The organism is Bradyrhizobium sp. 87, assembly GCF_023073015.1.
GTDB lineage: Bacteria > Pseudomonadota > Alphaproteobacteria > Rhizobiales > Xanthobacteraceae > Bradyrhizobium > Bradyrhizobium canariense_D.
This window is the reverse complement of sequence record NZ_JADPIQ010000128.1, coordinates 173766-197106: the sequence shown is the minus strand read 5'-3', so window position 1 is coordinate 197106 and position 23341 is coordinate 173766. Positions and strand designations below refer to the sequence as shown.

The 23341-nt window shown below is 64.2% G+C and carries 24 protein-coding genes, 1 tRNA gene and 1 pseudogene; 17 read left to right on the top strand and 9 right to left on the bottom strand.

All coding sequences use genetic code 11. The features are described 5' to 3' along the window. Window positions 1–70 precede the first annotated feature (70 nt). From IVB50_RS32315 to IVB50_RS32300, 4 genes are all read right to left on the bottom strand, one after another. Complete coding sequence (locus IVB50_RS32315) at window positions 71–1177, bottom strand: cellulase family glycosylhydrolase (protein ID WP_245288363.1); 1107 nt, start codon at window positions 1175–1177, stop codon at window positions 71–73. Between the two features lie 59 nt (window positions 1178–1236). Continuing rightward, a complete protein-coding gene (locus tag IVB50_RS32310) occupies window positions 1237–3390 on the bottom strand; it encodes a GumC family protein (protein ID WP_247299219.1) in 2154 nt (717 codons plus the stop codon). A gap of 256 nt (window positions 3391–3646) precedes the next feature. Then, window positions 3647–3805, bottom strand: coding sequence for a hypothetical protein (locus tag IVB50_RS32305; protein ID WP_018453041.1), 159 nt, complete (start codon window positions 3803–3805; stop codon window positions 3647–3649). Between the two features lie 698 nt (window positions 3806–4503). Then, complete coding sequence (locus IVB50_RS32300) at window positions 4504–4950, bottom strand: hypothetical protein (RefSeq protein WP_247299217.1); 447 nt, start codon at window positions 4948–4950, stop codon at window positions 4504–4506. A 266-nt stretch (window positions 4951–5216) separates the two neighbouring features. Here IVB50_RS32300 and IVB50_RS32295 point away from each other — a divergent pair, with 266 nt between their 5' ends. After that, window positions 5217–5441, top strand: a complete 225-nt coding sequence (locus IVB50_RS32295; RefSeq protein ID WP_018453038.1) for a hypothetical protein — start codon at window positions 5217–5219, stop codon at window positions 5439–5441. A 129-nt stretch (window positions 5442–5570) separates the two neighbouring features. Here the strand turns inward: IVB50_RS32295 and IVB50_RS32290 are convergent. After that, window positions 5571–5647, bottom strand: a tRNA-Arg gene (locus IVB50_RS32290). 163 nt (window positions 5648–5810) lie between these two features. Next, the gene (locus IVB50_RS32285; protein WP_026232446.1) at window positions 5811–7310 is read right to left on the bottom strand and encodes a HAMP domain-containing sensor histidine kinase; all 1500 of its coding nucleotides are present in this window, start codon (window positions 7308–7310) and stop codon (window positions 5811–5813) included. 382 nt (window positions 7311–7692) lie between these two features. Here IVB50_RS32285 and rpmH point away from each other — a divergent pair, with 382 nt between their 5' ends. The 14 genes from rpmH to dapE all read left to right on the top strand — a co-directional run bounded on the left by rpmH (window position 7693) and on the right by dapE (window position 19075). Continuing rightward, a complete protein-coding gene (rpmH, locus tag IVB50_RS32280) occupies window positions 7693–7827 on the top strand; it encodes a 50S ribosomal protein L34 (RefSeq protein WP_008542748.1) in 135 nt (44 codons plus the stop codon). A gap of 27 nt (window positions 7828–7854) precedes the next feature. Beyond that, the gene (gene rnpA, locus IVB50_RS32275) at window positions 7855–8268 is read left to right on the top strand and encodes a ribonuclease P protein component (RefSeq protein WP_018453036.1); all 414 of its coding nucleotides are present in this window, start codon (window positions 7855–7857) and stop codon (window positions 8266–8268) included. 13 nt (window positions 8269–8281) lie between these two features. After that, the gene (yidC, locus tag IVB50_RS32270; protein ID WP_026232445.1) at window positions 8282–10129 is read left to right on the top strand and encodes a membrane protein insertase YidC; all 1848 of its coding nucleotides are present in this window, start codon (window positions 8282–8284) and stop codon (window positions 10127–10129) included. Between the two features lie 111 nt (window positions 10130–10240). Continuing rightward, window positions 10241–10894 carry a ribosome biogenesis GTP-binding protein YihA/YsxC gene (gene yihA / locus IVB50_RS32265; RefSeq protein ID WP_018453034.1) on the top strand — a complete coding sequence of 218 codons (654 nt, stop codon included), beginning with the start codon at window positions 10241–10243 and terminating at the stop codon, window positions 10892–10894. Further along, window positions 10894–11259 (top strand): DUF423 domain-containing protein, encoded by a 366-nt coding sequence (locus IVB50_RS32260; RefSeq protein ID WP_018453033.1) that lies wholly within the window; start codon window positions 10894–10896, stop codon window positions 11257–11259. The genes yihA and IVB50_RS32260 overlap by 1 nt, the downstream gene beginning before the upstream one ends. Window positions 11260–11490: 231 nt before the next feature. Beyond that, the gene (gene argB / locus IVB50_RS32255) at window positions 11491–12378 is read left to right on the top strand and encodes an acetylglutamate kinase (RefSeq protein ID WP_007597683.1); all 888 of its coding nucleotides are present in this window, start codon (window positions 11491–11493) and stop codon (window positions 12376–12378) included. A gap of 68 nt (window positions 12379–12446) precedes the next feature. Further along, window positions 12447–13433, top strand: a complete 987-nt coding sequence (locus tag IVB50_RS32250; protein WP_018453032.1) for a DUF1036 domain-containing protein — start codon at window positions 12447–12449, stop codon at window positions 13431–13433. Window positions 13434–13635: 202 nt separating this feature from the next. Then, entirely contained in the window at window positions 13636–14328 is a 693-nt protein-coding gene (locus tag IVB50_RS32245) for a pyrimidine 5'-nucleotidase (RefSeq protein ID WP_018453031.1), read from the top strand. 25 nt (window positions 14329–14353) lie between these two features. Then, the gene (locus IVB50_RS32240) at window positions 14354–15295 is read left to right on the top strand and encodes a LysR family transcriptional regulator (RefSeq protein ID WP_247299215.1); all 942 of its coding nucleotides are present in this window, start codon (window positions 14354–14356) and stop codon (window positions 15293–15295) included. 72 nt (window positions 15296–15367) lie between these two features. Next, complete coding sequence (locus tag IVB50_RS32235; protein ID WP_018453029.1) at window positions 15368–15727, top strand: carboxymuconolactone decarboxylase family protein; 360 nt, start codon at window positions 15368–15370, stop codon at window positions 15725–15727. Window positions 15728–15731: 4 nt separating this feature from the next. Continuing rightward, the gene (locus IVB50_RS32230; RefSeq protein ID WP_231189775.1) at window positions 15732–16187 is read left to right on the top strand and encodes a DUF302 domain-containing protein; all 456 of its coding nucleotides are present in this window, start codon (window positions 15732–15734) and stop codon (window positions 16185–16187) included. A 126-nt stretch (window positions 16188–16313) separates the two neighbouring features. Then, entirely contained in the window at window positions 16314–17159 is an 846-nt protein-coding gene (gene dapD, locus IVB50_RS32225) for a 2,3,4,5-tetrahydropyridine-2,6-dicarboxylate N-succinyltransferase (protein ID WP_026232441.1), read from the top strand. Window positions 17160–17261: 102 nt separating this feature from the next. Next, complete coding sequence (locus IVB50_RS32220) at window positions 17262–17912, top strand: DUF805 domain-containing protein (protein WP_018453026.1); 651 nt, start codon at window positions 17262–17264, stop codon at window positions 17910–17912. Further along, window positions 17909–19075, top strand: coding sequence for a succinyl-diaminopimelate desuccinylase (gene dapE / locus IVB50_RS32215; RefSeq protein ID WP_247299214.1), 1167 nt, complete (start codon window positions 17909–17911; stop codon window positions 19073–19075). The genes IVB50_RS32220 and dapE overlap by 4 nt, the downstream gene beginning before the upstream one ends. A gap of 164 nt (window positions 19076–19239) precedes the next feature. On the opposite strand, the gene truA is transcribed toward dapE, so the two are convergent. The 3 genes from truA to def form a co-directional block, all read right to left on the bottom strand. After that, complete coding sequence (gene truA / locus IVB50_RS32210) at window positions 19240–19977, bottom strand: tRNA pseudouridine(38-40) synthase TruA (protein ID WP_026232440.1); 738 nt, start codon at window positions 19975–19977, stop codon at window positions 19240–19242. A gap of 120 nt (window positions 19978–20097) precedes the next feature. Continuing rightward, window positions 20098–21021 carry a methionyl-tRNA formyltransferase gene (gene fmt / locus IVB50_RS32205; protein WP_018453023.1) on the bottom strand — a complete coding sequence of 308 codons (924 nt, stop codon included), beginning with the start codon at window positions 21019–21021 and terminating at the stop codon, window positions 20098–20100. A gap of 12 nt (window positions 21022–21033) precedes the next feature. Then, window positions 21034–21558, bottom strand: a complete 525-nt coding sequence (gene def, locus IVB50_RS32200) for a peptide deformylase (protein ID WP_007597693.1) — start codon at window positions 21556–21558, stop codon at window positions 21034–21036. A 171-nt stretch (window positions 21559–21729) separates the two neighbouring features. Between def and rmuC the strand changes: the two genes are divergently transcribed. Further along, the gene (rmuC, locus tag IVB50_RS32195; RefSeq protein ID WP_018453022.1) at window positions 21730–22929 is read left to right on the top strand and encodes a DNA recombination protein RmuC; all 1200 of its coding nucleotides are present in this window, start codon (window positions 21730–21732) and stop codon (window positions 22927–22929) included. 62 nt (window positions 22930–22991) lie between these two features. Further along, window positions 22992–23294, top strand: a pseudogene (locus IVB50_RS32190) (GIY-YIG nuclease family protein). Window positions 23295–23341 lie beyond the last annotated feature (47 nt).

Genomic DNA, 23341 nt, shown 5'->3' with positions numbered 1-23341 from the left:
CTTTGGCGCAGCGCGGCGGCCACGATAGCGGCAGGATGCGTAAGGATTCGTTAACGATGACGGACCGGCTTCAGCGGCGGCCCGGCTTCGCGGCGCCGAACAGCGCGCGCATGACGTCGGGATCGGGCTTGCCGGTCCCGTTTTCGAGCAGGCCGAATCCCTGCGCCAGCTCCCAATGCGCCCAGCCCCAGCAATGCGCCCGCGCATATGCGGTCACGGCCGCGAGCCAGCGTACGCGGCTGTCCCGGGGCGCCGCGGCTTTCAACACGCCAAATTCGTTGATGATGATCGGCCGCGAAAATTGCTGCTGCCACGCGACCGCGGGCGCGAGCCAGCGGCTGACATCCGGCTTGTCCCTGGCGGCGGCAATCGCCGTGTCGAGCATGAGGAGCGCCTTCGTCGCGCCTCTGTCCTGCAAATCCCGGCGGAGCGCCTGAACCCCGGGATCGCCGGCGCTGATCGGATAACGCAGATCCGTGATGTCGTGCAGCGGATCCTGCACGTCCCAGTGGCCCTGGTGTGTGAACACCATGGGATCGTAGAAATGGATGGCGTAGACGACGTTTGGATCCGGCAACGGGCGAAACCGCGGCAGCGAGTCCGCGCGTTGCCAGTCGACCGGGCCGACGATCAGCGTGGTCGCGGGAAGCAATTGGCGAACGAAGGCGGCGAGCGTTTCGACCTGCTTTTGCCATCTGCCGGCTTCGATGTCGGGCTCATTGAGCAGCTCGGCGAACACGCGGTCGGCCGGGAACGATTGAATGACCCGGGCGAGCGTGCCCCACGCATCCTCCAGCTCGCGCAGCGAGGCGTCGGCGTCGTCCTTGTGCAGGCGATTGAAACGATCGCCGGGATGAAGATCGACGGAGATTGAATAGCCGAGCGAGATGAGCTGCTTCAATGCCTTGTCGAGCGCACGCAGCGTCTCATCGCGTTCCGCTTTCGAAGCGAAGCGCAGCATCACGCGCTCGGCCGGCACCGGCAAGCGGACATGACTCATCCCCGCCTTGCGAAGCTGCTGCAGCAATTCGCGAGTTGGAGGCGCGGATTTTTCGCCATTGATCCAGCCGTCGGCATTGAACCCGCGCGACAGTGCGGCGAGCCTGTGCGGCGCGACGGTCTGCGAGGCAGGTACGCAAGTTTCGGCCGATGTCGCGGAGGCGAGCGACGTTGGCATCAAGATCGTGGATAGCAAGATCGTGGCAAGGAGCAGACGACGGCACGGCGTCGCCATCGTCAAACCGCCCTGCTAAGCGCACCGCCGTCAGGGTGAGGCGCGGCAGGGCCGGCGGGCGCATGATTGACGACGAGACCGGTCGGCACGGTGTCGTACTTCGACAGCGCGGCGGTCACCCGTCGCATCGCCGCCGAACCGAGCTCGCCGGCGCGCACCACCGGGATGATCAGGTCCGCGTGCGCGGCGAGCGCGATCGCATCTGGCTGCAAGGCAAGATTGTTCGCATGGACGATGATCAGGTCGAACTCCGAGCGAATGTCGTCCTCCGGCCGCGCATCGGCCTTCCTGCCGGCGCTCAGCAGCTCGTCGATCGACTGGAGTCCTGCCGTGGTCGAGCCGTCCTGCCATTCGGTCACCGGCGGCTGGGCGCCCGCGAATTCCGGCTGCAGCCGGATCAGCACGCTCATCATGCCGCGATTGACGGCCGCGCGGTTGAGCGAGCGCGCAACGGTATTGCCGCCGGCGCTCTTGCCGACCGACAGCACGAGGGCGACCTTGCAGCCACGCACCGGGGCACGATCGATACGCTCGAGCAGCGGACGCAAGTAAGCGCCGAGATCGAGCTCGGCTGGGGCGGCAATCGGTCGTTGCCAGACAGTGTTGGGCGCAGCTCCCGACATCAGTTCGGGAATGCGGGACCAGACCGGAAGGTTCGGCATCGCCTCGGGTTGCTGCACGGCCGGAGCCGGACGCTTGGCTTGCCGCTTCGGCGTCTCCCTCGCCTCCGCACGCGTGGGCGTTCGAGCCGGAGCCTCGGCAGGATCGGACTTGTCGGACATGCTCGTCATCGCCGCAACCGTAGCGGTTGACGTCAGCAGCGAGCCGATCGCGAGCGCGGCGAGCAGCAGGGCGAGCGGCGGACGCGTCGAGCGCAGCGGCGGGATCGCGGGCGAAGCGATCTTGGTCTGCGAGCTCTGAAGCTGACGCTGCTCGTTGGTCGTCTTGAACCGCGACAAAAACTGCTCGTAGATGTTCTTGTTGGCATCGGCATCGCGCTGCAGCTCCTGCAGCTTCACGAGCGCCTGGCCGTCCACCAGCATCTGCGTCTCGACCGCCTTGAGCTGCTTTTCCAGCGCGGCCTGCTGCTCGAGCTGGGCCTCGTATTCGGACTTCGCGGTGTCGATGTTCTTCTTCCGCTCGACCTCGATCTGCCTGTTGATGTCAGCCAACTGGCTGTAGGAGATCGCAAGATCAGGATGGCGGTCGCCGTAGACCGCCTTCTTCTGTGCGATCTGGTCGTTCAGGGTCGAGCGCTGCGCGCGCAGCATGCTCAGGAGATCCTGCTTCACCGGACCTTCGACATTGGCCTTGAGATCGCGCTGCACCTGCTCGTAACGCGCCTTGGCTTCCTCGGTGCGCGCACGAGCCGCGGAGACCTGCTGGTTCAGGTCGGTCACCCGCAATTGCTGGGTGGTGGAATCCTTGCCGGCATTGAGGATCTTGTGCTCGAGCCGGAAGGCTGCGACGGCGTCTTCCGAGACGCGCAGGCGCTCGCTGAGCGTCTTCAGCCGGTCCTTGAGCCAGTCGGCCGCCTCGTCCGTCGCATCGCTGCGCACGCGGCTCTGGGTCGCGACGAACGCCTCTGCGATGGCATTGGCATAATACGCTGCCCGCTCCGCACTGTTCGAGGTGAACGAGATGGCGATGACGTAAGTCAGGCCGCGACGCGAGATATCGAGGCGGCTGCGGAGTTTTTCGAGCAGGCGCGTCATGTCGGTATGACCGCCTGCGATATCCTCGTCGTCGGCGATCTTGAGCTTCTCGATCAGGGGCCGGAGAAAGCCGTCCGATTTGGCGATCTCGATCTGGCTCTGAAGCGCAGCGGCGTCCTGGCCGATGCCAGGCAGCACGTCCTGGTCCGTGGTCACGCGCAGCTCGCGGGGATCGACCACGACGAGCGCCGTCGCGGCATAGCGGACCGGCAGCACCATCAGCACGGCGACGCCGAGCGCGAAGAGTGCCAGCGCCAGCATCAGGATGCGCCGGCCGTTCTCACGCAGAAAAGAGAACGCGCCGGTGAGGGTCAGCGATCCCTTGATCAGCGCGGGGGCGGTGTTGTCGGGGGTCGCCGCCGCAGCCCGCGGCGCTTCCCACGAAGCCGCGGGCTCCGTCGGGGCGATGCTTCGCGGAGATGCGCTTCTACCGAACGCCATGGGGTTGGACTCGAAATCAACTAACAGGCACAGCCTAGAGACTTGCTGCACCGTAAATATCCATGGTTAACCCGCGGTTACGGCTGCCGCGAAGCTCGGTAAACGATTCGTTAAGGAGACGACGCACGGCCCTGCGCGGAGAGGGGTTCCGTGCGTCCGGATACCGGGCGACACCGAATGCATAAAGTCCGCTATTGGTTGGCGCGGACGCTTGCGGAAGACTTTCTTGCGCTTCGACGACCCGGCGCGCCGGATCTCAAAACAAAGCGGCGTTGCCAGCCTGCCCGTAGATCATTGCGGCCACGAGAGAGAGCAGCAAGCCCGCGCCCGAAAAGATCACGAGGACTTTCAGAGTTTCGACATCAACGTTGGTTCTCGTCGCGCGGGATATCGCCTTTGCCAGTGCAGCCATCATCGCCAGCTCCGAACAGGCCGCGCGAAGGCGCGACCTGTTTTGTCTAGCGTAATTGGGCGCATTTGCGTGTGAAGCAGATTACAAGTGATGTTGCGTGCTGCACCTTACACCGCCGGCCGAGCGTGCCTGGATCTTACCATTCATAGAGCACCACGCTCTTGCCGGCGCAGCAGCGCGTGACGTGCCCCTCGCGTATCACGGGCGGTCGCGCGACCTACATCTTATGCGGGAAACAGCCGACTTGCTGCCACTTTGCGGTGCAGGCTCGCGGCCGGTATTATTCTCAACTGATTCTCGTCTGACGAGGTACGGATGTCGCGGCCGCTCATCGGCGCGGTCCCTGTCAGGCGGAAACGATCTTGGTGCCGAGGATGATTCGGCGTCGTCAGGGGAGGACAATTTGCCATGCCTGGGATGACTGGACTGCAGCTGGCCGGCGCTGTCGCCGCGGAGCGCCCCGGGACGGTCATCCTCCTGAGCACGGGATACGCAGAGATTCCCAGCAACGAACGATCCAGCCTGCCGCGTTTATCAAAGCCATTCGACCAGGCTGCGTTGGCGAAGGCAATCGAGGCGGCAATGCGCGAAGACGAGCCAAGCGGATCCATCGTCGCTTTTCGGCCGAAGAGCGCGTGAAAGCCGGATGATGAATGGCGCACCGTCTGGTGCGGTCCCGATTCGGAAGCGCCAATGGTCCATCAAATCCCGCCGGGAAGCTCAACGCCCGCTTCCGTCAGGTCACGGAGGAATTTCCGCACCAGGAGCATGTTAGTTCTCTGCAACTCGTGATTATTGCCGAACTTGAACTGGTTGGCTTCGGTTACGATCAGACCCTGGTCGGTCTCGCGGAAAATGCCTTGCTTCTTCAAGCGATCGGCGCGCCGCCGAACGGTTTCGATCGGCAGACCGAAAAAGCGGGACAGGGCGGCACGGGAAACGCCCTGCTTGATCTTGTCCGGCTCCACCGCCTGGATACTGCCAAATTGCCGGTCGAGTTCGGGGGTCTTCATGATCTTGAGAACGTTGGCGTTCAGGACCGCATGAATGATCATCAAGTCCAGCGGATCGAAATCGTAGTGGCGGAACATTTCGCTGGCTGCGCACAGCATGTAGGCCAACGAGTGGCGGGAGACGGTTCGGATCAAATCCGACGCGATGTCCTCGCCTTCAGTCGTACCAACCATCACCAGTCCCCGCTTCTACAGATGTCCGGTCCGACGCCCACAAGCCGGTTCTATGTATCCGTGGCGCACCACGCGTGAGGCAGGACCGGTCTGCTGTTCCCCCAATATGGGTATGGTTGCGGTTCAATCGGGTCAATAGCCGGCTTGTCGGCAATATCATTTTCACCGATACGGGATTGAGTGGCCGGGCGCGCAATTGGCGCGTGCCAACGGTGGTCGTGGGCCAAATGACATTCATCATCGAAGCTGTAAAAGACGACTGCCGCACCGTGGATTTCCGTGACAGCGCGATCGTTGCGGTGATCCTGGCCCGCAAGCATGCGGTGAATGGTTTTGTGGTGTCGATCACGGCTCCGGACGGGCAGCTTTTTTCCGCCGATCAGTTCAACCGTTTGCTGACGAGCAAGGGGCTTGGTTCGGATCCGGCGGCGCAAGATGTAGGGCGGCGCTAAAGCGGGCTTTGTCGGCGGTACGCAGAATCCCGAACAGTGCAATTGATTGTCATCGCGCCGAAACGGGTGCGCCGCCTGCGGACGAAACGAATGGATGCGGGAAATCGGCGTCGATCGCGTATTCGAAAATGGCGCGCCCGGAACGATTCGAACGTCCGACCCTCAGATTCGTAGTCTGATGCTCTATCCAGCTGAGCTACGGGCGCGTTTTTCGCTGACATTGCGGGCGTGGCCCGCAGGCAGCCCCCGGCGACGCCGGAGGGGTGCGAAAGAGCGCCCTGACTAACCGCTCTTGCCCCAATTGGCAAGGTCCGGATTGAGGTGATTTTGCTGGGAAATGACGGTTTCCGCACTCAGCCGCCGGCCGACCTACGCCCGCGCCCGCTCGTTGCGGACGGAGAGCAGTTCCACGGGGCGGTCGGGGATGACGATCCGGAAGGTGGCACCGATGGTGCCTTCGACCAGATGGATGTCGCCGCCATGGGCGCGGACCAGCTCGGCGGCGATGGCAAGGCCGAGGCCGCTGCCGCCGGGGCGGCCGGAGGTCTGGAACGCCTCGAACAGGTGTTCGCGAGTCTTCTGCGGCACGCCAGGGCCGGTATCGGAGACCTCGAGGATGGCGACCGCGCCCTCGCGTTTTCCCGTGATCCGGATCTGCTGCGCGCCGCCCTCGGCGGACGCATGGCTTTCCAGCGCTTGGGCGGCGTTGCGGACGAGGTTGAGCAGCACGCGGAAGAGCTGGTCGGGATCGGCATCGACCGCGAGCCCGCGCTCGATTGCGGCGACCCAGGAGATCGAGGCGTCGGAGGCAAGGCCAGCGGTCTCGCGCACCTCAAGCACCACCGGCTCGATCATGATCATGCGCCGGTCGGGCGCGGCTTCCTGGGCGCGGCCGTAAGACAAGGTCGACTGACAGAAGGCGATGGCGCGCTCGAGCGAGCGGACGAGTTTTGGCGCAAAGCGCTGCACCCGCGGATCCGGCACGCTGGCGAGCTGGTCCGACAGGAGTTGTGCCGAGGCCAGCAGATTGCGCAGGTCGTGATTGATCTTGGAGACGGCGAGGCCGAGGGCGGCGAGCCGGCTCTTCTGATGCAGCATCGACATCAGGTCGCGCTGCATGTCCGACAATTCACGCTCGGCAACGCCGATCTCGTCGCTGCGCTGGCTCGGCACGATGATCCCCGCCGAACTCTCGGGATTTTCGTGGAAGCCGACCAGGCTCGCGGTCAGCCGCCGCATCGGGCGCACGAAGAGATAATGCATGGCGAGATAGACGAGGCCCGCGGTCAACACAGCGATGATCAGCGCGACCACCACGACGTTGCGGGAGAAGCGGTACATCGACTGCCGCAGCGGCAGCTCGTCGGTGACGATCTCCATGAACTGGGCGTTGCCGACGCCGGGCCCGACGATCCGGATGGCCTGGTTGCCGGTCTCCAGCATCATCCGGAACGAGCCGGTGATCGCCTCCCACGCCGTCATGTCGCGCAGGTCGATGTCGTGCTCGATCGCGGCGGGCAGATTGTCGCTGGCGAGCAGACGGCGCTGCTGGCCCATCTTGATGGCGACGGCGCGCGCATTGATGCTTTTCAGGATCTCGCGCGAGAGCGAATCGGGGACCATGCCGAGCGGCGCCGCATCGAGCACCAGCGCCGCCGTGTTGGCCGCGGCGACGCGGTCGTTGAGCCGGTTGACCCAGAAGTTGGCGATGGCCGGCACGTAGAGCAGGATGGCCGCGATCATCACCAGGGGGACGGTGAGCAGCAGCAGCTTGCCGGACAGCCCAAGTCCGCGCGTCCCACGCGGCAGCGCCGCCGGCGGGTCCCGCTGATCCCCATCCTGGATCGGCTGGAGGTCTGTCGCTGCCACGAAATTCGCCCTCGCTGCCTTTACCGGGTTGAAGATTTGGCTGGTGAAGGGTTTGGCGCGTACGAAGATGCGGCCCGCCCCCAGCGCGGTCAAATTACAGATCGTCAATCTGCCAAGGTCGGATGTAAGCGCAGATTTGGCGAGTCGCTACCTCAAGGGTTAAAAACCCCGCACAAACAGCGATATTCGCCGGAATTGAGCTCTTGTGCGGCGTTGACGAAAAGAAGGCGCTCGCTTATAAGCCGCGCAATTGTCCGCGATGACCCGGTGTGACCGCCGGGAGCGGCTCTCTTGGGGCCGAAAAAGGCCCGTTTTGGGCAGCATCTTCCGGACTTTATCATCAATTCTACAGGCAAATTGCCCGGTCAGCGGAGAAAAACCCGTGAAGCGGACTTATCAACCCAGCAAACTGGTGCGCAAGCGCCGTCACGGCTTCCGTGCCCGTCTCGCCACGGCCGGCGGCCGAAAGGTGCTCGCCGCCCGCCGCGCTCGCGGCCGCAAGCGTCTGAGCGCCTGAGCCGGACCCCCTTTTTGGGATTTCATCATGGATCGGCTGAGGCAGCGAGCGGATTTCCTCGCCGTTGCCAATGGCGCGCGGGTGAATAGCCCCGCGTTCGTCCTGCAAAGCCGCGGTCGCGACGATAGCGGCCCAATCCGGATCGGCTTCACCGTCACCAAAAAGAACGGCAACGCCCCCGAGCGCAATCGCATCCGGCGCCGGCTTCGCGAACTGGTGAAGCGGCTCGATCCGGTGTCGATGCAGCCCCATCATGATTATGTGCTGGTCGGCCGAAGGGACGCGCTCTCGCGCGGCTTCGCCACCATGCTCGACGATCTGCGCATAGCGTTCGCGAAGCCCGCGCGGCATACGCACAAGGGACGCGGCTCAAAAAGCAGCCCAACAACCGACGGCTTAAAGCCCGGCCCCGCTCCTGCGACCAGCCGCAAACCGGATTGATGACGAGAGAATGATGACCGACAACCGCAATACCATCCTCGCCGTCATTCTGTCGGGCTTCGTGCTGATCGCCTGGCAATATTTCTACAACATGCCGGCGATGGAGAAGCAGCGCGCCCAGCAACAGGCGCAGGCCGAGCTGCAGAAGACCACGCCGCAGCCGACGGCTTCCGCTACGCCGGGCGCCACGCCGCAGGCCGGCAGCACGGCCCAGCCGTCGACGCCGAGCGCGAACCAGCAAGCCCAGCCGGTTCAAAGCCGTGACACCGCCATTGCTGCCAGCCCGCGCGTGAAGATCGAGACGCCGCGGATCGCCGGCAGCATCTCGCTGAAGGGCGGACGCATCGACGATGTCGCGCTGGTGCAATTCCGCGAAACGGTCGATCCGAAGTCACCGCCGATTATTCTGTATTCGCCCTCGGGGACCGCGGAGCCGTATTACGCCGAGTTCGGCTGGGTACCGGCGACGGGCGTGACGGCGAAACTGCCGGACGCGCAGACCGTCTGGCAGCAGGACGGCAGCGGCAGCCTGACGCCGACGACCCCGGTGCTGCTGAAATGGGACAATGGCGAGGGCCTCAACTTCCGTCGCACCATCTCGGTCGACGACCACTACCTCTTTACCGTCAAGGACGAGGTGAGCAATGTCGGCAACGCGCCGGTCACGCTCTATCCGTTCGCACTGATCTCGCGCCACGGCACGCCGCAGGTCTCCGGCTACTACATCCTGCATGAAGGCCTGATCGGCTATCTCGATGGCTTGCAGGAATACGCCTACAAGAAAATCGACGAAGCCAGGACGGTGAACTTCAAGGCCACCAATGGCTGGCTCGGCATGACCGACAAATACTGGGCCTCGGCGCTGCTGCCGGACACCAGTGCGCAGATTCAGGCGCGCTTCTCGTCGAATCCGAGTGGCAACGTCCACACCTACCAGACCGATTATCTGCTCGATCCGGTCACCGTCGCGATCGGCGGCTCCGCGACCGCGAACGCGCGGCTGTTCGCCGGCGCCAAGGAAGCCAGCGTTGTCGGCATCAACTTCCCGCTCGCCGGCCATGGCGGCTACAACAAGGAACTCGGCCTCAACCATTTCGATCTGTTGATCGACTGGGGCTGGTTCTACTTCATCACCAAGCCGATGTTCCTCGGCCTCGACTTCTTCTACCGCTTCTTCGGCAATTTCGGCATCTCGATCCTGCTCGTGACCGTGATCGTGAAGCTCCTGTTCTTCCCGCTGGCGAACAAGTCCTACGCCTCGATGGCGAAGATGAAGTCGGTCCAACCGCAGCTTCAGGCGCTGAAGGAGCGCTACCCTGACGACAAGGTGAAGCAGCAGCAGGAGATGATGGAGATCTACCGCAAGGAGAAGATCAATCCGGTCGCCGGCTGTCTTCCCGTGGTGATCCAGATCCCGGTGTTCTTCTCGCTGTACAAGGTGCTGTTCGTCACCATCGAGATGCGGCACGCGCCGTTCTTCGGCTGGATCAAGGATCTTTCCGCGCCGGACCCGACCAACCTGTTCACTCTGTTCGGGCTGATCCCGTTCGATCCGACCACCATTCCCGTGTTCGGCCACTACCTCGCGCTCGGCATCTGGCCGATCATCATGGGCATCACGATGTGGTTCCAGATGAAGCTGAATCCGACGCCGCCGGATCCGACGCAGCAGATGATCTTCAACTGGATGCCGCTGATCTTCACCTTCATGCTGGCGGGCTTCCCGGCGGGCCTCGTGATCTACTGGGCCTGGAACAACACGCTCTCGGTGCTTCAGCAGAGCTTCATCATGCGCCGCAACGGCGTGAAGGTGGAGCTGTTCGACAATCTCAAGGCGACGTTCGCGAAGAAGGCGACGTAGCGGTCGTCATTGCGAGGCAAAGCGACGAAGCAATCCAGAGTCCCTTCGCGGATGCATTTTTGGATTACTTCGCTTCGCTCGCAATGACGCGGACAAACAGAAAGCCTTCGCATGACCGACGACAAAGATGCGAAGCTGATCGAGGTCGGGCGAAAGCTGTTCACGCGCGACTGGCAGTTCATCTGGGCCTCGCCCTCGACTGAAACGCTGCCGCCGATGGCGGGGCTGGAGATCGCTTTTGCCGGCCGCTCCAATGTCGGCAAGTCCAGCCTGATCAACGCGCTGACCGGCCGCAACGCGCTCGCGCGCACCTCGCATACGCCGGGCCGCACCCAGGAGCTGATCTTCTTCGAGGTCCCCGGGAAAAGTGACCTGCGCCTGGTCGACATGCCCGGCTATGGCTATGCCAAGGCACCGAAGAGCCAGGTCGCGTCCTGGACCGAGCTGATCCACAAATTCCTGCTCGGACGCGCGAGCCTCGCGCGCGTCTACGTGCTGGTCGACGCGCGGCACGGCCTCAAGGACGTCGATCTCGAAGTCCTGAAGACACTCGATCGCTCCGCGGTCAGCTACCAGCTGGTTCTGACCAAGGCCGACCAGATCAAGGCCGCCGAGCTTCAATCGCGCATCGTCGAGACCGAGGCCGCGCTCGCCAAGCGTCCGGCCGCGTTCCCGAACGTGCTCGCGACCTCGTCGCGGAGCGCAACCGGCATGGCCGAGCTGCGCGCCGCGATCGCCAAGCTGCTGGAAGAGCGCACCTCGTAATGGCGGCGTTCCGCCTGTTGATCGGGCTTGCCGGTATGATGGGCGCCGCCGGCGTCGCGCTGGCCGCCGCTTCCGCGCATGGCGGCGATGCGAGCCGGCTCGCCGCCGCAAGCGCCATGCTGCTGTTTCATGCAACCGCCATACTCGCGACCGTCGCCCTGCTCGGGCGCGGCCTTCTGCACGGCGGAATTGGCATCATCGCCGCGTCCGGCTTCGCAGCCGGCGCCGCGCTGTTCGCGGGCGACCTCACCTTGCGGCAATATGCCGGCCATTCGCTGTTTCCATATGCGGCGCCGACGGGTGGATCGGTGATGATCTTGAGCTGGCTGGCAGTGACGCTCGCGGCGGTGGTGGGAAAGAAATAGTGGCTCTTTGTTCCTTCTCCCCTTGCGGGAGAAGATGGCGCGAAGCGCCGGATGAGGGGTTCTCTCCACGAACTCACTATTGCGCGCGCGGAGAGAACCCCTCACCCGTCTCGCCGCTATCGCGGCGATCCACCCTCTCCCGCAAGGGGAGAGGGGAAGAACATCACTTTGCGCCCCGCCCGCCAATCGGATAGAACGCGGCCCGAGTATCCCGCCAGCGAGATCCGCCTCATGACCGAAATCTCCCCGCTCGACCAGGCCCGCATCCTGTCCGAAGCGCTGCCGCACATGCAGCAGTATGACGAGGAAACCATCGTCATCAAGTATGGCGGCCATGCCATGGGGGACGAGGAGACCGCGAAGAATTTTGCCCGCGACATCGTGCTGCTCGAGCAGACCGCGATCAATCCGGTGGTGGTGCATGGCGGCGGCCCGCAGATCGCGACCATGCTCAAGCGCCTCGGCATCGTCTCGGAATTCGCAGCCGGCCTGCGCATCACCGATGCCGCCACCATCGAGATCGTCGAGATGGTGCTCGCCGGCTCCGTCAACAAGCAGATCGTCGGCTACATCAACGAGGCCGGCGGCAAGGCCGTGGGGCTCTCTGGCAAGGACGCCAATATGGTGAAGGCGTCCAAGACGACGCGCACCATCATGGATCCGGACTCGCACATCGAGAAGGCGGTCGATCTCGGCTTCGTCGGCGATCCCGAGAAAGTCGATCTCACGCTGCTCAACCAGCTGATCGGCTACGAGCTGATCCCCGTGCTCGCGCCGCTCGCGACCTCGAAAGAGGGGCAGACGCTGAACGTCAACGCCGACACTTTCGCAGGTGCCGTGGCCGGCGCGCTGAAGGCAAAGCGGCTGCTGCTGCTCACCGACGTGCCGGGCGTGCTCGACAAGTCCAAGAAGCTGATCCCGCAGCTCTCGGTCAAGGACGCGCGAAAGCTGATCGCGGACGGCACCATATCGGGCGGCATGATCCCGAAGGTCGAGACCTGCATCTACGCGCTCGAACAGGGCGTGGAGGGCGTCGTCATCATCGACGGCAAGATGCAGCACGCGGTGCTGCTCGAGCTCTTCACCAATACCGGCACGGGCACGCTGATCCACAAGTGAGAGAAGAGCGGACAGGAACAGTGCTGGGAGAGCGGCGGCCTCGCCGCTCCGTCCTGACGCGCTTCCTGATGACGCTCCCTGCCGCAGCCATCTCGTTCGTGTTCTCCTCCGCACCGGCCTTCGCCGACCTGAAAATCTGCAACCGCATGTCCTATGTCGTCGAGGCCGCGATCGGCATCGACGACAAGGCGGCGACCGCGACGCGCGGCTGGTTCAGGATCGACCCCGCCACCTGCCGCGTGGTGGTGCAGGGCACGCTCTCCGCCGACCGCATCCTGCTCAACGCCCGCGCGCTCGGCGTCTACGGCGCATCCCCGATCCCGCAGAACGGCAGCGACACGCTGTGCGTCGCGCAGGACAATTTCGTCATCGCGGCAGCGCGGCAGTGCCGCAGCGGCCAGACCCAAGCCGCCTTCACCCAGATCACCCCGACCCAAGGCGCGGACGGCAATTTCGTCGCCTATCTCGCCGAGGACTCCGAGTATGACGACGAGCAGGCCCGCCTCGCCGGCATCCAGCGGCTTTTGGTGATCGCAGGTTACGACGCCGCGCCGATCGACGGCGTCGACGGGCCGAAGACGCAAGGCGCGCTGGCCGCTTTCCTGAAGAGCCGCGGATTGTCGTCCGACATCCTGTCGTCGCCGAACTTCTTCAAGACCATGGTCGATGCCGTGCAGACGCCGTCTGCGACAGGCCTCACCTGGTGCAACGACACCGCGCACAAGGTGATGGCGGCGGTCGCCACCGACGACGGCAAATCGGTGACGAGCCGTGGCTGGTATCGCATCGACCCCAAGACCTGCCTGCACCCTGATGTGAGCGGCCAGCCGAAGCAGATATTCAGCTTCGCGGAAGCCATCGACGCCGATAACCGAATCGTCAAGCTGAAGGACAAGCCGCTGAACTGGGGCGGCGACAAGCAGCTTTGCACGCGCGAGACCAAGTTCGAGACCAACGAGCAGACCGACTGCGGCGCGCGCGGTTTCGCGGCCACGGGCTTTAGCGCGGTGGACATGTCGAGCGGCGGCAAGACGCTGCGGTTTGCAATGCCGTGACGGGTGCTGTTGTGATGGTACCGGTGCCACGCACGCCGCTGTCGTCCTGGCGAAAGCCAGGACCCATTACCCCAGGATTGGATTTGGCGAAGAACGACGACCGCAGTGTCCCAATGATCGGTCACGGCGTATGGGTCCTGGCTTTCGCCAGGACGACGATTGAGGGTGGGGCGCCGCCGCGGTCAACGGATAGAGAGTGAAAATGACCTCCTCCCGCGCCTTTGCCCATATCGACACCTGGGTGTTCGACCTCGACAACACGCTCTATCCGCACCACGTCAATCTGTGGCAGCAGGTCGATGCGCGGATCACCGAGTTCGTTTGCAACTGGCTCAATCTGACACCGGTGGAAGCGCGCAAGATCCAGAAGGATTATTACCAGCGCTTCGGCACCACCATGCGTGGCATGATGACCCTGCATGGTGTACGCGCCGACGACTATCTCGCCTATGTCCACAAGATCGACCATTCCCCGCTGGAGCCGAACCCGGCCCTGGGCGAGGCCATTGCAAAACTGCCGGGACGAAAGCTGATCCTGACCAACGGCTCGGTCGATCATGTCGATGCGGTGCTGGCGCGACTCGGCTTTGCCACGCATTTCGACGGCGTGTTCGACATCATCGCCGCCGAATTCGAGCCGAAGCCGGCGCCACAGACCTACCGGAAGTTTCTCGCCGACCATTCGGTCGATCCGACCCGCGCAGCGATGTTCGAGGACCTCGCCCGCAACCTCACCGTTCCGCACGAGCTCGGCATGACCACGATACTCGTGGTGTCGGACGGCACCAAGCAAGTGGTGCGTGAAGATTGGGAACTGGCGGGCCGTGATGCGGCCCATGTCGACCACGTCACCGACGATCTGACTGGGTTTCTGCAGTCGCTCGCGATCGGCTGACCCCCGCAGCAACGCAGGAGCGACCGTGCCTCAGAAGCCGACAGACTTGGCTGCGATCGAATGGGAAGACCTGCGCTACTTCCTGCACCTGGCTCGCGAAAAAAGCCTCTCGGGTGCCGCACGAAAGCTGGGCACCACGCAACCGACAATGAGCCGGCGCCTCGAACTGTTCGAAAGCAAGCTCGGTGCGATCCTGTTCGACCGCCTTCCGTCCGGCCTTCGGCTCTCCGACACCGGACGGCAGATTCTCGATTATGCCGAGAGGATGGAGGACGCAGCACTGGCGGCGCAGCGGATCGCAGTCGGCAGCAGCGCTGGACTGACCGGAACGGTGCGCGTGACCTCGCCCGAATGGCTCGGGGCACGGATCCTCTCGCCTTTGCTGGCGAAGTTCTGCGCGGCGCATCCGACCGTCACCGTCGAGCTGGTTACTGACGCCGAGGCCCTGAGCCTCACGTGGCGGGAGATAGATGTCGCCCTACGCTTCGGGCGCTTCCAGCAGGACGGACTGATGCAGCGGAAGATCGGCAGCATTCCGTTCCAGCTTTATGCTGCTGCTGCCTATCTCAAGGCAAAGGGACCGCCCGATTTTTCGGACGGTGGCGCCGACGCTGCGCTCATTACAATGAACGCGGCGCTCGCCGAAAGCGTTGCGGAGACGAAGTGGCTGCGTCGCTATTTGCCGCAGGCACATGTTGGATTCTGCAGCAATAGCCGCGATGGTCAGGCCGCTGCGGCCGCCGCCGGCGCGGGGCTGGTTTGCTTGCCGACTCGGCTGGCCTCGGCCTATCCCGCGCTTCGTTCGATCAAGACGCCGGCGCCCGTCCCGAGCCGCGAGCTGTGGCTGGGATTTCATCGCGACACCGGCAAGGTCCGGCGGGTTGCGCCGTGGTGGACTTCATCGCGGGAGAATTCCGTCAATTCGCCTGACGCTTCGGCAAGCTGTATAGCGGCCATACGCCCATAGCTGATGGCTCCCGCGAGACCGCACGTCTATCTCTCGAGCTCGGCAACAACCCGCCGTTCGAGGAGAGAGACAATGATGATGGATTGGAGCGCCTATCGGAGCGACTTGCTGGCGCGGATCGGCGACATTGGTGCCCTAAGCCCGGCGACGCTGAAGGGCTATCGCGAACTTGGCGCGGCTGGCCCCCAGACAGGAAAGCTGGACGGAAAGACGCGCGAGTTGATCGCGCTGGCGGCGGCCGTGACCGCCCGCTGCGACGGGTGTATTGCGGTTCACGCCGCCGCCGCCGCACGTTTCGGCGCGAGCCGTGAGGAGCTCGCCGAGGCCCTCGGCGTGGCGATTGCGATCGGTGCGGGGGCGTCGTTGGTCTACTCGGCACGGACGCTCGAAGCGTTCGATGCGAGCCGGGCACCGAAGCCGGGCGAAGGCTGATCCGATGACGCAAACACCGCAACCTGTGGCCTTCTCCGGATGCGGTTCGGCCGCAAGCTCGTTTCAACGGTCGGTCACCTCTTCGTTGACCGTCGAAGAGGTGGTCACCCGCTTGAAGCAGGGAATCATTGCGGCAGACCTCTGGATCCTGCACGAGATCGACCCGCAAATGCTGCTCAGTCGTGGCGGCTTCGCCATCGGCCCCGCGCGTCAGGTCCTGTTTTTCCACCCACGCCTGATGTCGCGGCTGCTGACCGCCGATAGCGCGGCGCTGCTCGAGGCCCCCCTGAAGTTCGCCGTGATCGGCTTTCCAGACGGTCAAGCCGAACTGCGATGGCTTGATCCGGCTATGGCCTTCGCGCGCTACCGTTCACCGGCATTGACCGAACTCGGAAATGAGCTCGCCGGCCTCTGCGAGGGTATCGTGAACGGCATCGATCTCGCGGGCACATCAAAATAGCCGCCGGCCATGTCCCGGGCGCGTCCGAACGCGCCGGGACATGGCCGACTGCGTTCTTGACTCTCTCGCTCCAAGTCCCGAAAAAGCGATCCAAATTCCCCGCAAATGCTGCTCAAGGATCGCCAAATGTCCCTGTCCGTCCTCGAATCCACCATCAACGGCGCCTTCGAGGCGCGCGACGGCGTCTCGACCTCGACCAGGGGCGAGGTCCGCGAGGCCGTGGATCACGCGCTGGAGATTCTGGACAAGGGTGAGGCCCGCGTTGCCGAGCGCGGGGCCGACGGCAAGTGGAAGGTCAATCAATGGCTGAAGAAGGCGGTGCTGCTCTCGTTCCGCCTCAACGACATGGGCGCCATTTCCGGCGGCCCCGGCAAGGCGGCCTGGTGGGACAAGGTGCCCTCGAAGTTCGACGGCTGGGGCGAGAACCGCTTTCGGGATGCCGGTTTCCGTGCCGTCCCCGGCTCCATCGTGCGCCGCTCCGCCTTCATCGCCCGCAACGTCGTGCTGATGCCGTCCTTCGTCAATCTCGGCGCCTACGTCGATGAATCCACCATGATCGACACCTGGTCGACCGTCGGCTCCTGCGCGCAGATCGGCAAGCGCGTGCACATCTCCGGCGGCGTCGGCATCGGCGGCGTGCTCGAGCCGCTGCAGGCCGAGCCCGTGATCATCGAGGACGATTGCTTTATCGGCGCGCGCTCCGAGGTCGCCGAGGGCGTGATCGTGCGCAAGGGCGCGGTGCTGTCGATGGGCGTGTTCCTGGGGGCGTCGACCAAGATCGTCGATCGCGAGACCGGCGAGATCTTCATCGGCGAGGTGCCGGAATATTCGGTCGTCGTTCCCGGCGCGCTGCCCGGCAAGCCCATGAAGAACGGCCAGATCGGCCCGAGCACCGCCTGCGCCGTCATCGTCAAGCGCGTCGACGAGCGCACGCGCTCCAAAACCAGCATCAACGAGCTGCTGCGGGATTGATTCGCGGCACCAGCTGCCGTACGACACCGAGGGTCCATCGAACCCGCCCTCCCCCCATCGCGACCAACATCCGGGCGACCTTTCCCGCCCGGAGCCTTTGGAATGGACTGGATCTGGTATCTCTTCCGCTTCGACGGCCGCATCAACCGCGCGCTGCTGTGGCAGGCGCTGCTGCTCGTCATGATGCTGGCCTGCATGCTCGGGATGATCGACCAGGCCATCAAGGTGCTGAACGGGGCGGCAACTTTCGCCTTCAACTTCAAGGTCGACTTCGATTTCGGTGTCGACGACATCTTCAACGTGGTCGATCCCAGGGCCTATCGTCAGCTGGCTACGGCCGATCGCGCGACCCTCATCCTCAAAGTGTTCGGCACTTTGCTATTCCTGTGGATCTATCTCGCAACCGCGACCAAGCGGCTGCACGATCGCGACCGGAGCGGCTGGTGGCTGGTTCCGTTCTTCGTCGTGCCTGCGTTGTTCGACCAGTTCTCGGACCTGCTGCCCACCAATTCAAACTGGGTTCTTGCCGTCGCCTGGGCCGTGCACATTCCGTGGTTTTGGGGCCTCGTGGAAATGTTCATTGTGCCCGGCACCTCGGGCGACAACCGGTTCGGCCCCGATCCACTGGCCGTCCTTGAAGATGGCTCCGCGCCCGCACCTTCGACGAAAAGCTGGGACCAGCAGAGCGAGATCGAATTTGTCCCGCCCAGTGCTAGCCCACCCGGCGGCATGCATGTTAAGCGGGGCGCATGACCGATGCTCTCTCGATTGCCCGCGATCTCATCCGCTGCCCCTCGGTAACCCCCGCCGATGCCGGTGCACTGGGCGTGCTCGAAAAAGCCCTCAATGCGGCAGGCTTCACATGCCACCGCGTGACTTTCCGCGAGCCCGGCACCGCCGACGTCGACAATCTCTTTGCGCGGATCGGCACTGACGGGCCGCACATCACCTTTGCCGGCCACACCGACGTGGTACCGCCGGGCGACGAGAGCGCCTGGAGCGTCGGCGCGTTCTCGGGCGAGGTGAAGGACGGCTTTCTGCACGGCCGCGGCGCGGTCGACATGAAAGGCGGCATCGCCTGTTCGGTCGCCGCGGTGCTGGAGCATCTGGCCGCGAACGACGGCAAGCCGCGCAGCGACGGCAAAGGTTCGATCTCCTTCCTGATCACCGGCGACGAGGAAGACGTCTCCATCAATGGCACCATCAAGCTGCTGCAGTGGGCGGCCGAGCGCGGCGAAAAATTCGACCATTGCGTGCTCGGCGAGCCCTCCAATGTCGAGACCCTCGGCGACACCATCAAGGTCGGCCGCCGCGGCTCGCAATCCGGCACGCTGTATGTCGACGGCGTGCAGGGCCATGTCGCCTATCCGCACCGCGCCGCCAATCCGGTGCCTGATATCGCGCGGCTGATCGTGGCCATCTCGGACGAGCCGCTCGACCATGGTAGCGCGCAGTTCCAGGCCTCCAACCTCGAATTCACCTCGGTCGACGTCGGCAACACCGCCAACAACGTCATCCCGGGACAAGCGCGCGCAAAATTCAACATCCGCTACAACGACAACCACACTCAGGCGAGCCTGCGCGAGCTGGTCGAGATGCGGCTGACAAAAGCCTGCGGCAACCGCATTCGCGCCCGCATCGTCTGGGAGCCCTCGAACTCGAACGTGTTCGTGACCAAGCCCGGCCCGTTCACCGATCTCGCGGTGTCCGCGATCGAAGAAGTGACGGGCCGCAAGCCGGAGCTGTCGACCTCAGGCGGCACCTCGGACGCGCGCTTCATCTCAAGCTATTGCCCGGTGATCGAATTCGGCCTGGTCGGCCAGACCATGCACCAAATCGACGAACGCGTGCCGGTCAGGGACCTGGAGCGGTTGACCAAGGTGTATCGCGGGATTTTGGCGAGGTATTTTGGGTAGGCTCTTCCGCCTGCCCACTCCGCTGTCATCGCCCGACTTGATCGGGCGATCCAGTATTCCAGAGACGACAGTGACTGAGCCGAGAGGCCACGGCTACTGGATGCCCCGGTCAAGCCGGGGCATGACAGTGGGGGGATGTAGCGAGAGTACGCGCCCTCATCCCATCAGTAATCCACCTGCATCAGATACAGCCCGTCCGGCGGGGCGACGATGCCGCAGGCGGCGCGGTTGCGTGCGGCGAGCGCTGCGGAGAGATCATCGGCGGTCCAGCGGCCTTCGCCGACCCACATCAGCGACCCCACCATCGAACGCACCTGGCTGTGCAGGAATGAGCGCGCCGAGGTGACTATGGTGATCTCGCGCCCGTCGCGCAGCACGTCGAGCTGATCGAGCGTCTTCTCCGGCGACCTGGCCTGGCACTCGGTGTCGCGGAAGGTGGTGAAATCGTGCTTGCCGAGCAGGCGTTGTGCCGCCGCATGCATCGCATCGGCGTCGAGCCGGCGCGGCACGCGCCAGGCGTGGCCGGCATCGAGTGCGAGATTGGCGCGAGTGTTGACGATACGGTAGCGGTAGTGGCGCTTGATGGCTGAAAAGCGCGCCTCGAAACTATCAGGCACGATATCCGCTTCGAGCACCGCGACAGGATGCGGGCGCAGATGCGCATTCAAGCCGTCGCGAAAACGGCCCGGCGGAAACTGCTTGCCGACATCGACATGCGCGACCTGGCCGCGCGCATGCACGCCGGCATCGGTGCGGCCGGCACCATGGACGCGCGCATCCGCGCCGGTCATCGCCTTCACAGCGGCCTCCAACGCGCCCTGCACCGAGGGCAGCGTCTCCTGCACCTGCCAGCCGAAGAACGGCGCGCCGTCATATTCGATGGTGAGCTTGTAGCGGGGCATCTTGTCCAGTTTCGCTGTCATCGCCCGGCTCGACCGGGCAATCCAGTACTCCGCAGCCTATCCGTTCGACCGAGAAGCCTCGGCGTACTGGATTCCCCGCCTTCGCAGGGTATGACAGCGTCAGGTGAATTTGGCGCCGGTCTTCAACGGCACGCCGCGCAGGAAGTCCGCGGCCTGCATGCGTGCCTTGCCTTCGCGCTGGAGCTCGATCAGACGGATTGCACCCTCGCCGCAGGCGATGGTGAGGTGATCGTCGAGCACCTCGCCGGGTGCGCCCGTGCCTTTCGCCAGCTCGCAGCGCAGGATCTTGACCCGCGCATTCTCAAGTTCGGCCCAGGCGCCGGGAAACGGCGACAGGCCGTGGATATGGCGCAGCACCTCGCGCGCGGGCCTGGTCCAGTCGATCCGCGCCTCGGCCTTGTCGATCTTGGCGGCATAGGTGACGCCGTCCTCGCTCTGCTGCTTCAGCTGAAGCCCGCCGCGCGCCAGCGCGGCCATGGCGCGCACCATCAGATCGGCACCGAGCCGCGACAGACGATCGTGCAGATCGAGCGCGGTCATGTTGTCCGTGATCGCGAGCCGTTCCGCCATAGCGACGTCGCCGGTGTCGAGGCCAACATCCATCTTCATCACCATCACGCCGCTCTCGGCATCGCCGGCCATGATCGCGCGGTTGATGGGAGCGGCACCGCGCCAGCGTGGCAGCAGCGAGGCGTGCAGGTTGTAGCAGCCGAGCTTTGGCGCATCGAGGATCGCCTGCGGCAGGATCATGCCATAGGCGACGACGACGGCCGCATCGGCGTCAAAGGCGCGAAACTCTTCCAGCGCCTCCGGCGTTTTCAAAGTCTTCGGCGTCAGCACGGGCACACCGAGCTTTCGCGCGGCCTCTTCCACCGGGGTCGGCTGCAATTGCAGCCCGCGCCGTCCGCCGGGCTTCGGCGCGCGCGTGTACACGGCCGCGATCTCGTGGCCATGCGCGACGAGCTCGAGCAGCGTCGGCACGGAGAAATCGGGCGTGCCCATGAAGATCAGGCGGAGGGGCATCGACAGAGAACCTCACTCCGCGCGCTTGGCGGCTTTCTCGAACTTCTTCAGCACGCGGTCGCGCTTGAGCTTTGACAGATAGTCGACGAACAGCACGCCGTTGAGATGGTCGATCTCGTGCTGGATGCAGGTGGCGTAGAGGCCTTCGGCGTCCTCCTCGTGCACCTTGCCGTCGAGATCGGTGTAGCGCACCCGCACCTTCGCAGGGCGCTCGACCTCCTCGTAATATTCGGGGATCGACAGGCAGCCTTCCTCGTAGACCGACAGGTCCTCCGAAGAGGCGATGATTTCCGGATTGATGAAGACGCGCGGCTCGGGCTTGGTCTCGCCGTCCTGGTCGGGCTTGGCGAGGTCCATGGTGATCAGCCGCAACGGCTGCGCGATCTGGATCGCCGCGAGCCCGATGCCGGGCGCGTCGTACATGGTCTCGAACATGTCGTCGGCAAGCTTGCGGATCTCCGGCGTGACCTTCTCGATCGGCTTGGAGACCAGACGCAGCTGCTTGTCGGGCAGGATGATGATTTCTCTGAGGGCCATGGCCGCGATTTAAGCCGCGCGTTCGATGCGGTCAATGCGGCCGGGAACCCCGTTAACCCTCCGCTAACCATAAAACTTCAGGTTTCGTTAACCATAAAAATTAACAGAGCATTTACCATAAATGTTCGCTATTCGTTCGTGTCTCGAAGCGAATCGGCTAGAAGCAGGGGCATGAACGAGATCATTTTCATGCTTGGCGACTGGCCGGTGCGCACCGTGGACGCGCTGATCGGCTTCGGCGCCCTGGTCCTTATCCTGCTGCTCGTGATTGCCGTCGTGATCGCGCGGTCAGGGCGGCGCGGCGCGGAACTCGCGATGGCCAACGCCATCCGCGCCGACGAGCTCGAGGAGCGCATCAGCCAGATGCTGCACGCCCAGAGCGAGGCTTCGGGGCGAGTCGACGCCATGACCCAGACGCTGGCCGGCCGCCAGGCCGACATGGCGCGCGCGGTCAACGAGCGGCTGGATTCGGTGACCCACCGCGTCGGCCAGTCCATGGAGCACTCGACCCGCAACACCATGGAGAGCCTGCACGCGCTGCACGAGCGGCTCGGCATCATCGACAGCGCGCACAAGAACCTCACCGACCTCACCACGCAGGTGACGACCCTGCGCGACGTGCTCGCCAACAAGCAGTCGCGCGGCGCCTTCGGTCAGGCGCGGATGGAAGCGATCGTCCAGGACGGTCTGCCGAAGGGCGCCTACGAGTTCCAGTTCACGCTCTCGACCGGCAAGCGTCCGGACTGCGTCGTGTTCCTGCCCGACCAGCGTCCGCTCTGCATCGACGCGAAATTTCCGCTGGAGGCGATGACCGCGCTGCATGATGCGCGCACCGACGAGGAAAAGCGCATCGCCACGCAGCGGCTGCGCGGTGACGTGATGAAGCATGTCAGCGACATCGCCGAAAAATATCTCGTCGCCGGCGAGACCCAGGAAATGGCGTTGATGTTCGTGCCGTCGGAATCGGTCTACGCCGAGATCCACGACGGTTTCGACGACGTGATCCAGAAGGCGTATCGCGCCCGCGTCGTGCTGGTGTCGCCGTCGCTTTTGATGCTCGCAATCCAGGTGATGCAGCAGATCATGAAGGACGCGCGCATGCGCGATGCCGCCGACCAGATCCAGACCGAAGTGATCAAGCTCGGCGACGACCTCGGCCGCCTGCGCGATCGCGTGCTGAAATTGCAGAAGCACTTTGCCGACGCGAACGAGGACGTCCGCCAGATCCTGATCTCCGCCGACAAGATCGAGAAGCGCGCGGGGCGCATCGAAGAGCTCGATTTCAGCAAGAGCGATGCCCCCGAAGCCCCGCATCTCGTGGCGACCGGCGCTGCCGAGTTGTTCCCGAGGAAGCTCCAGGCGGGGGAGTAGAATATAGAACACACTGTCGTCGCCCGGCTTGACCGGGCGACCCAGTATCCCAGAGACGGCAGATGGGCGGGCGCTGCTACTACGTGTACATTCTCGCCAGCAAGATGGGCGACACGCTCTACATTGGCGTAACGAACGATCTCATCCGCCGTGTGGCCGAACACAAATTGCAGTTAGTCGAGAGCTTCACGAAGGAATAGGGCGTTGTGAAGCTAGTCTATTTCGAGCAATTCGATGATCCCGAGAATGCGATAAAACGCGAGAAGCGCCTGAAAAAATGGACGCGCGCCTGGAAGATTGCGCTGATCGAGAAGGATAATCCCGATTGGAACGATCTCTATGCGGAGATCGCGGGCCCTCCATAACTCCGGCCTCTGGAATACTGGGTCGCCCGGTCAAGCCGGGCGACGAC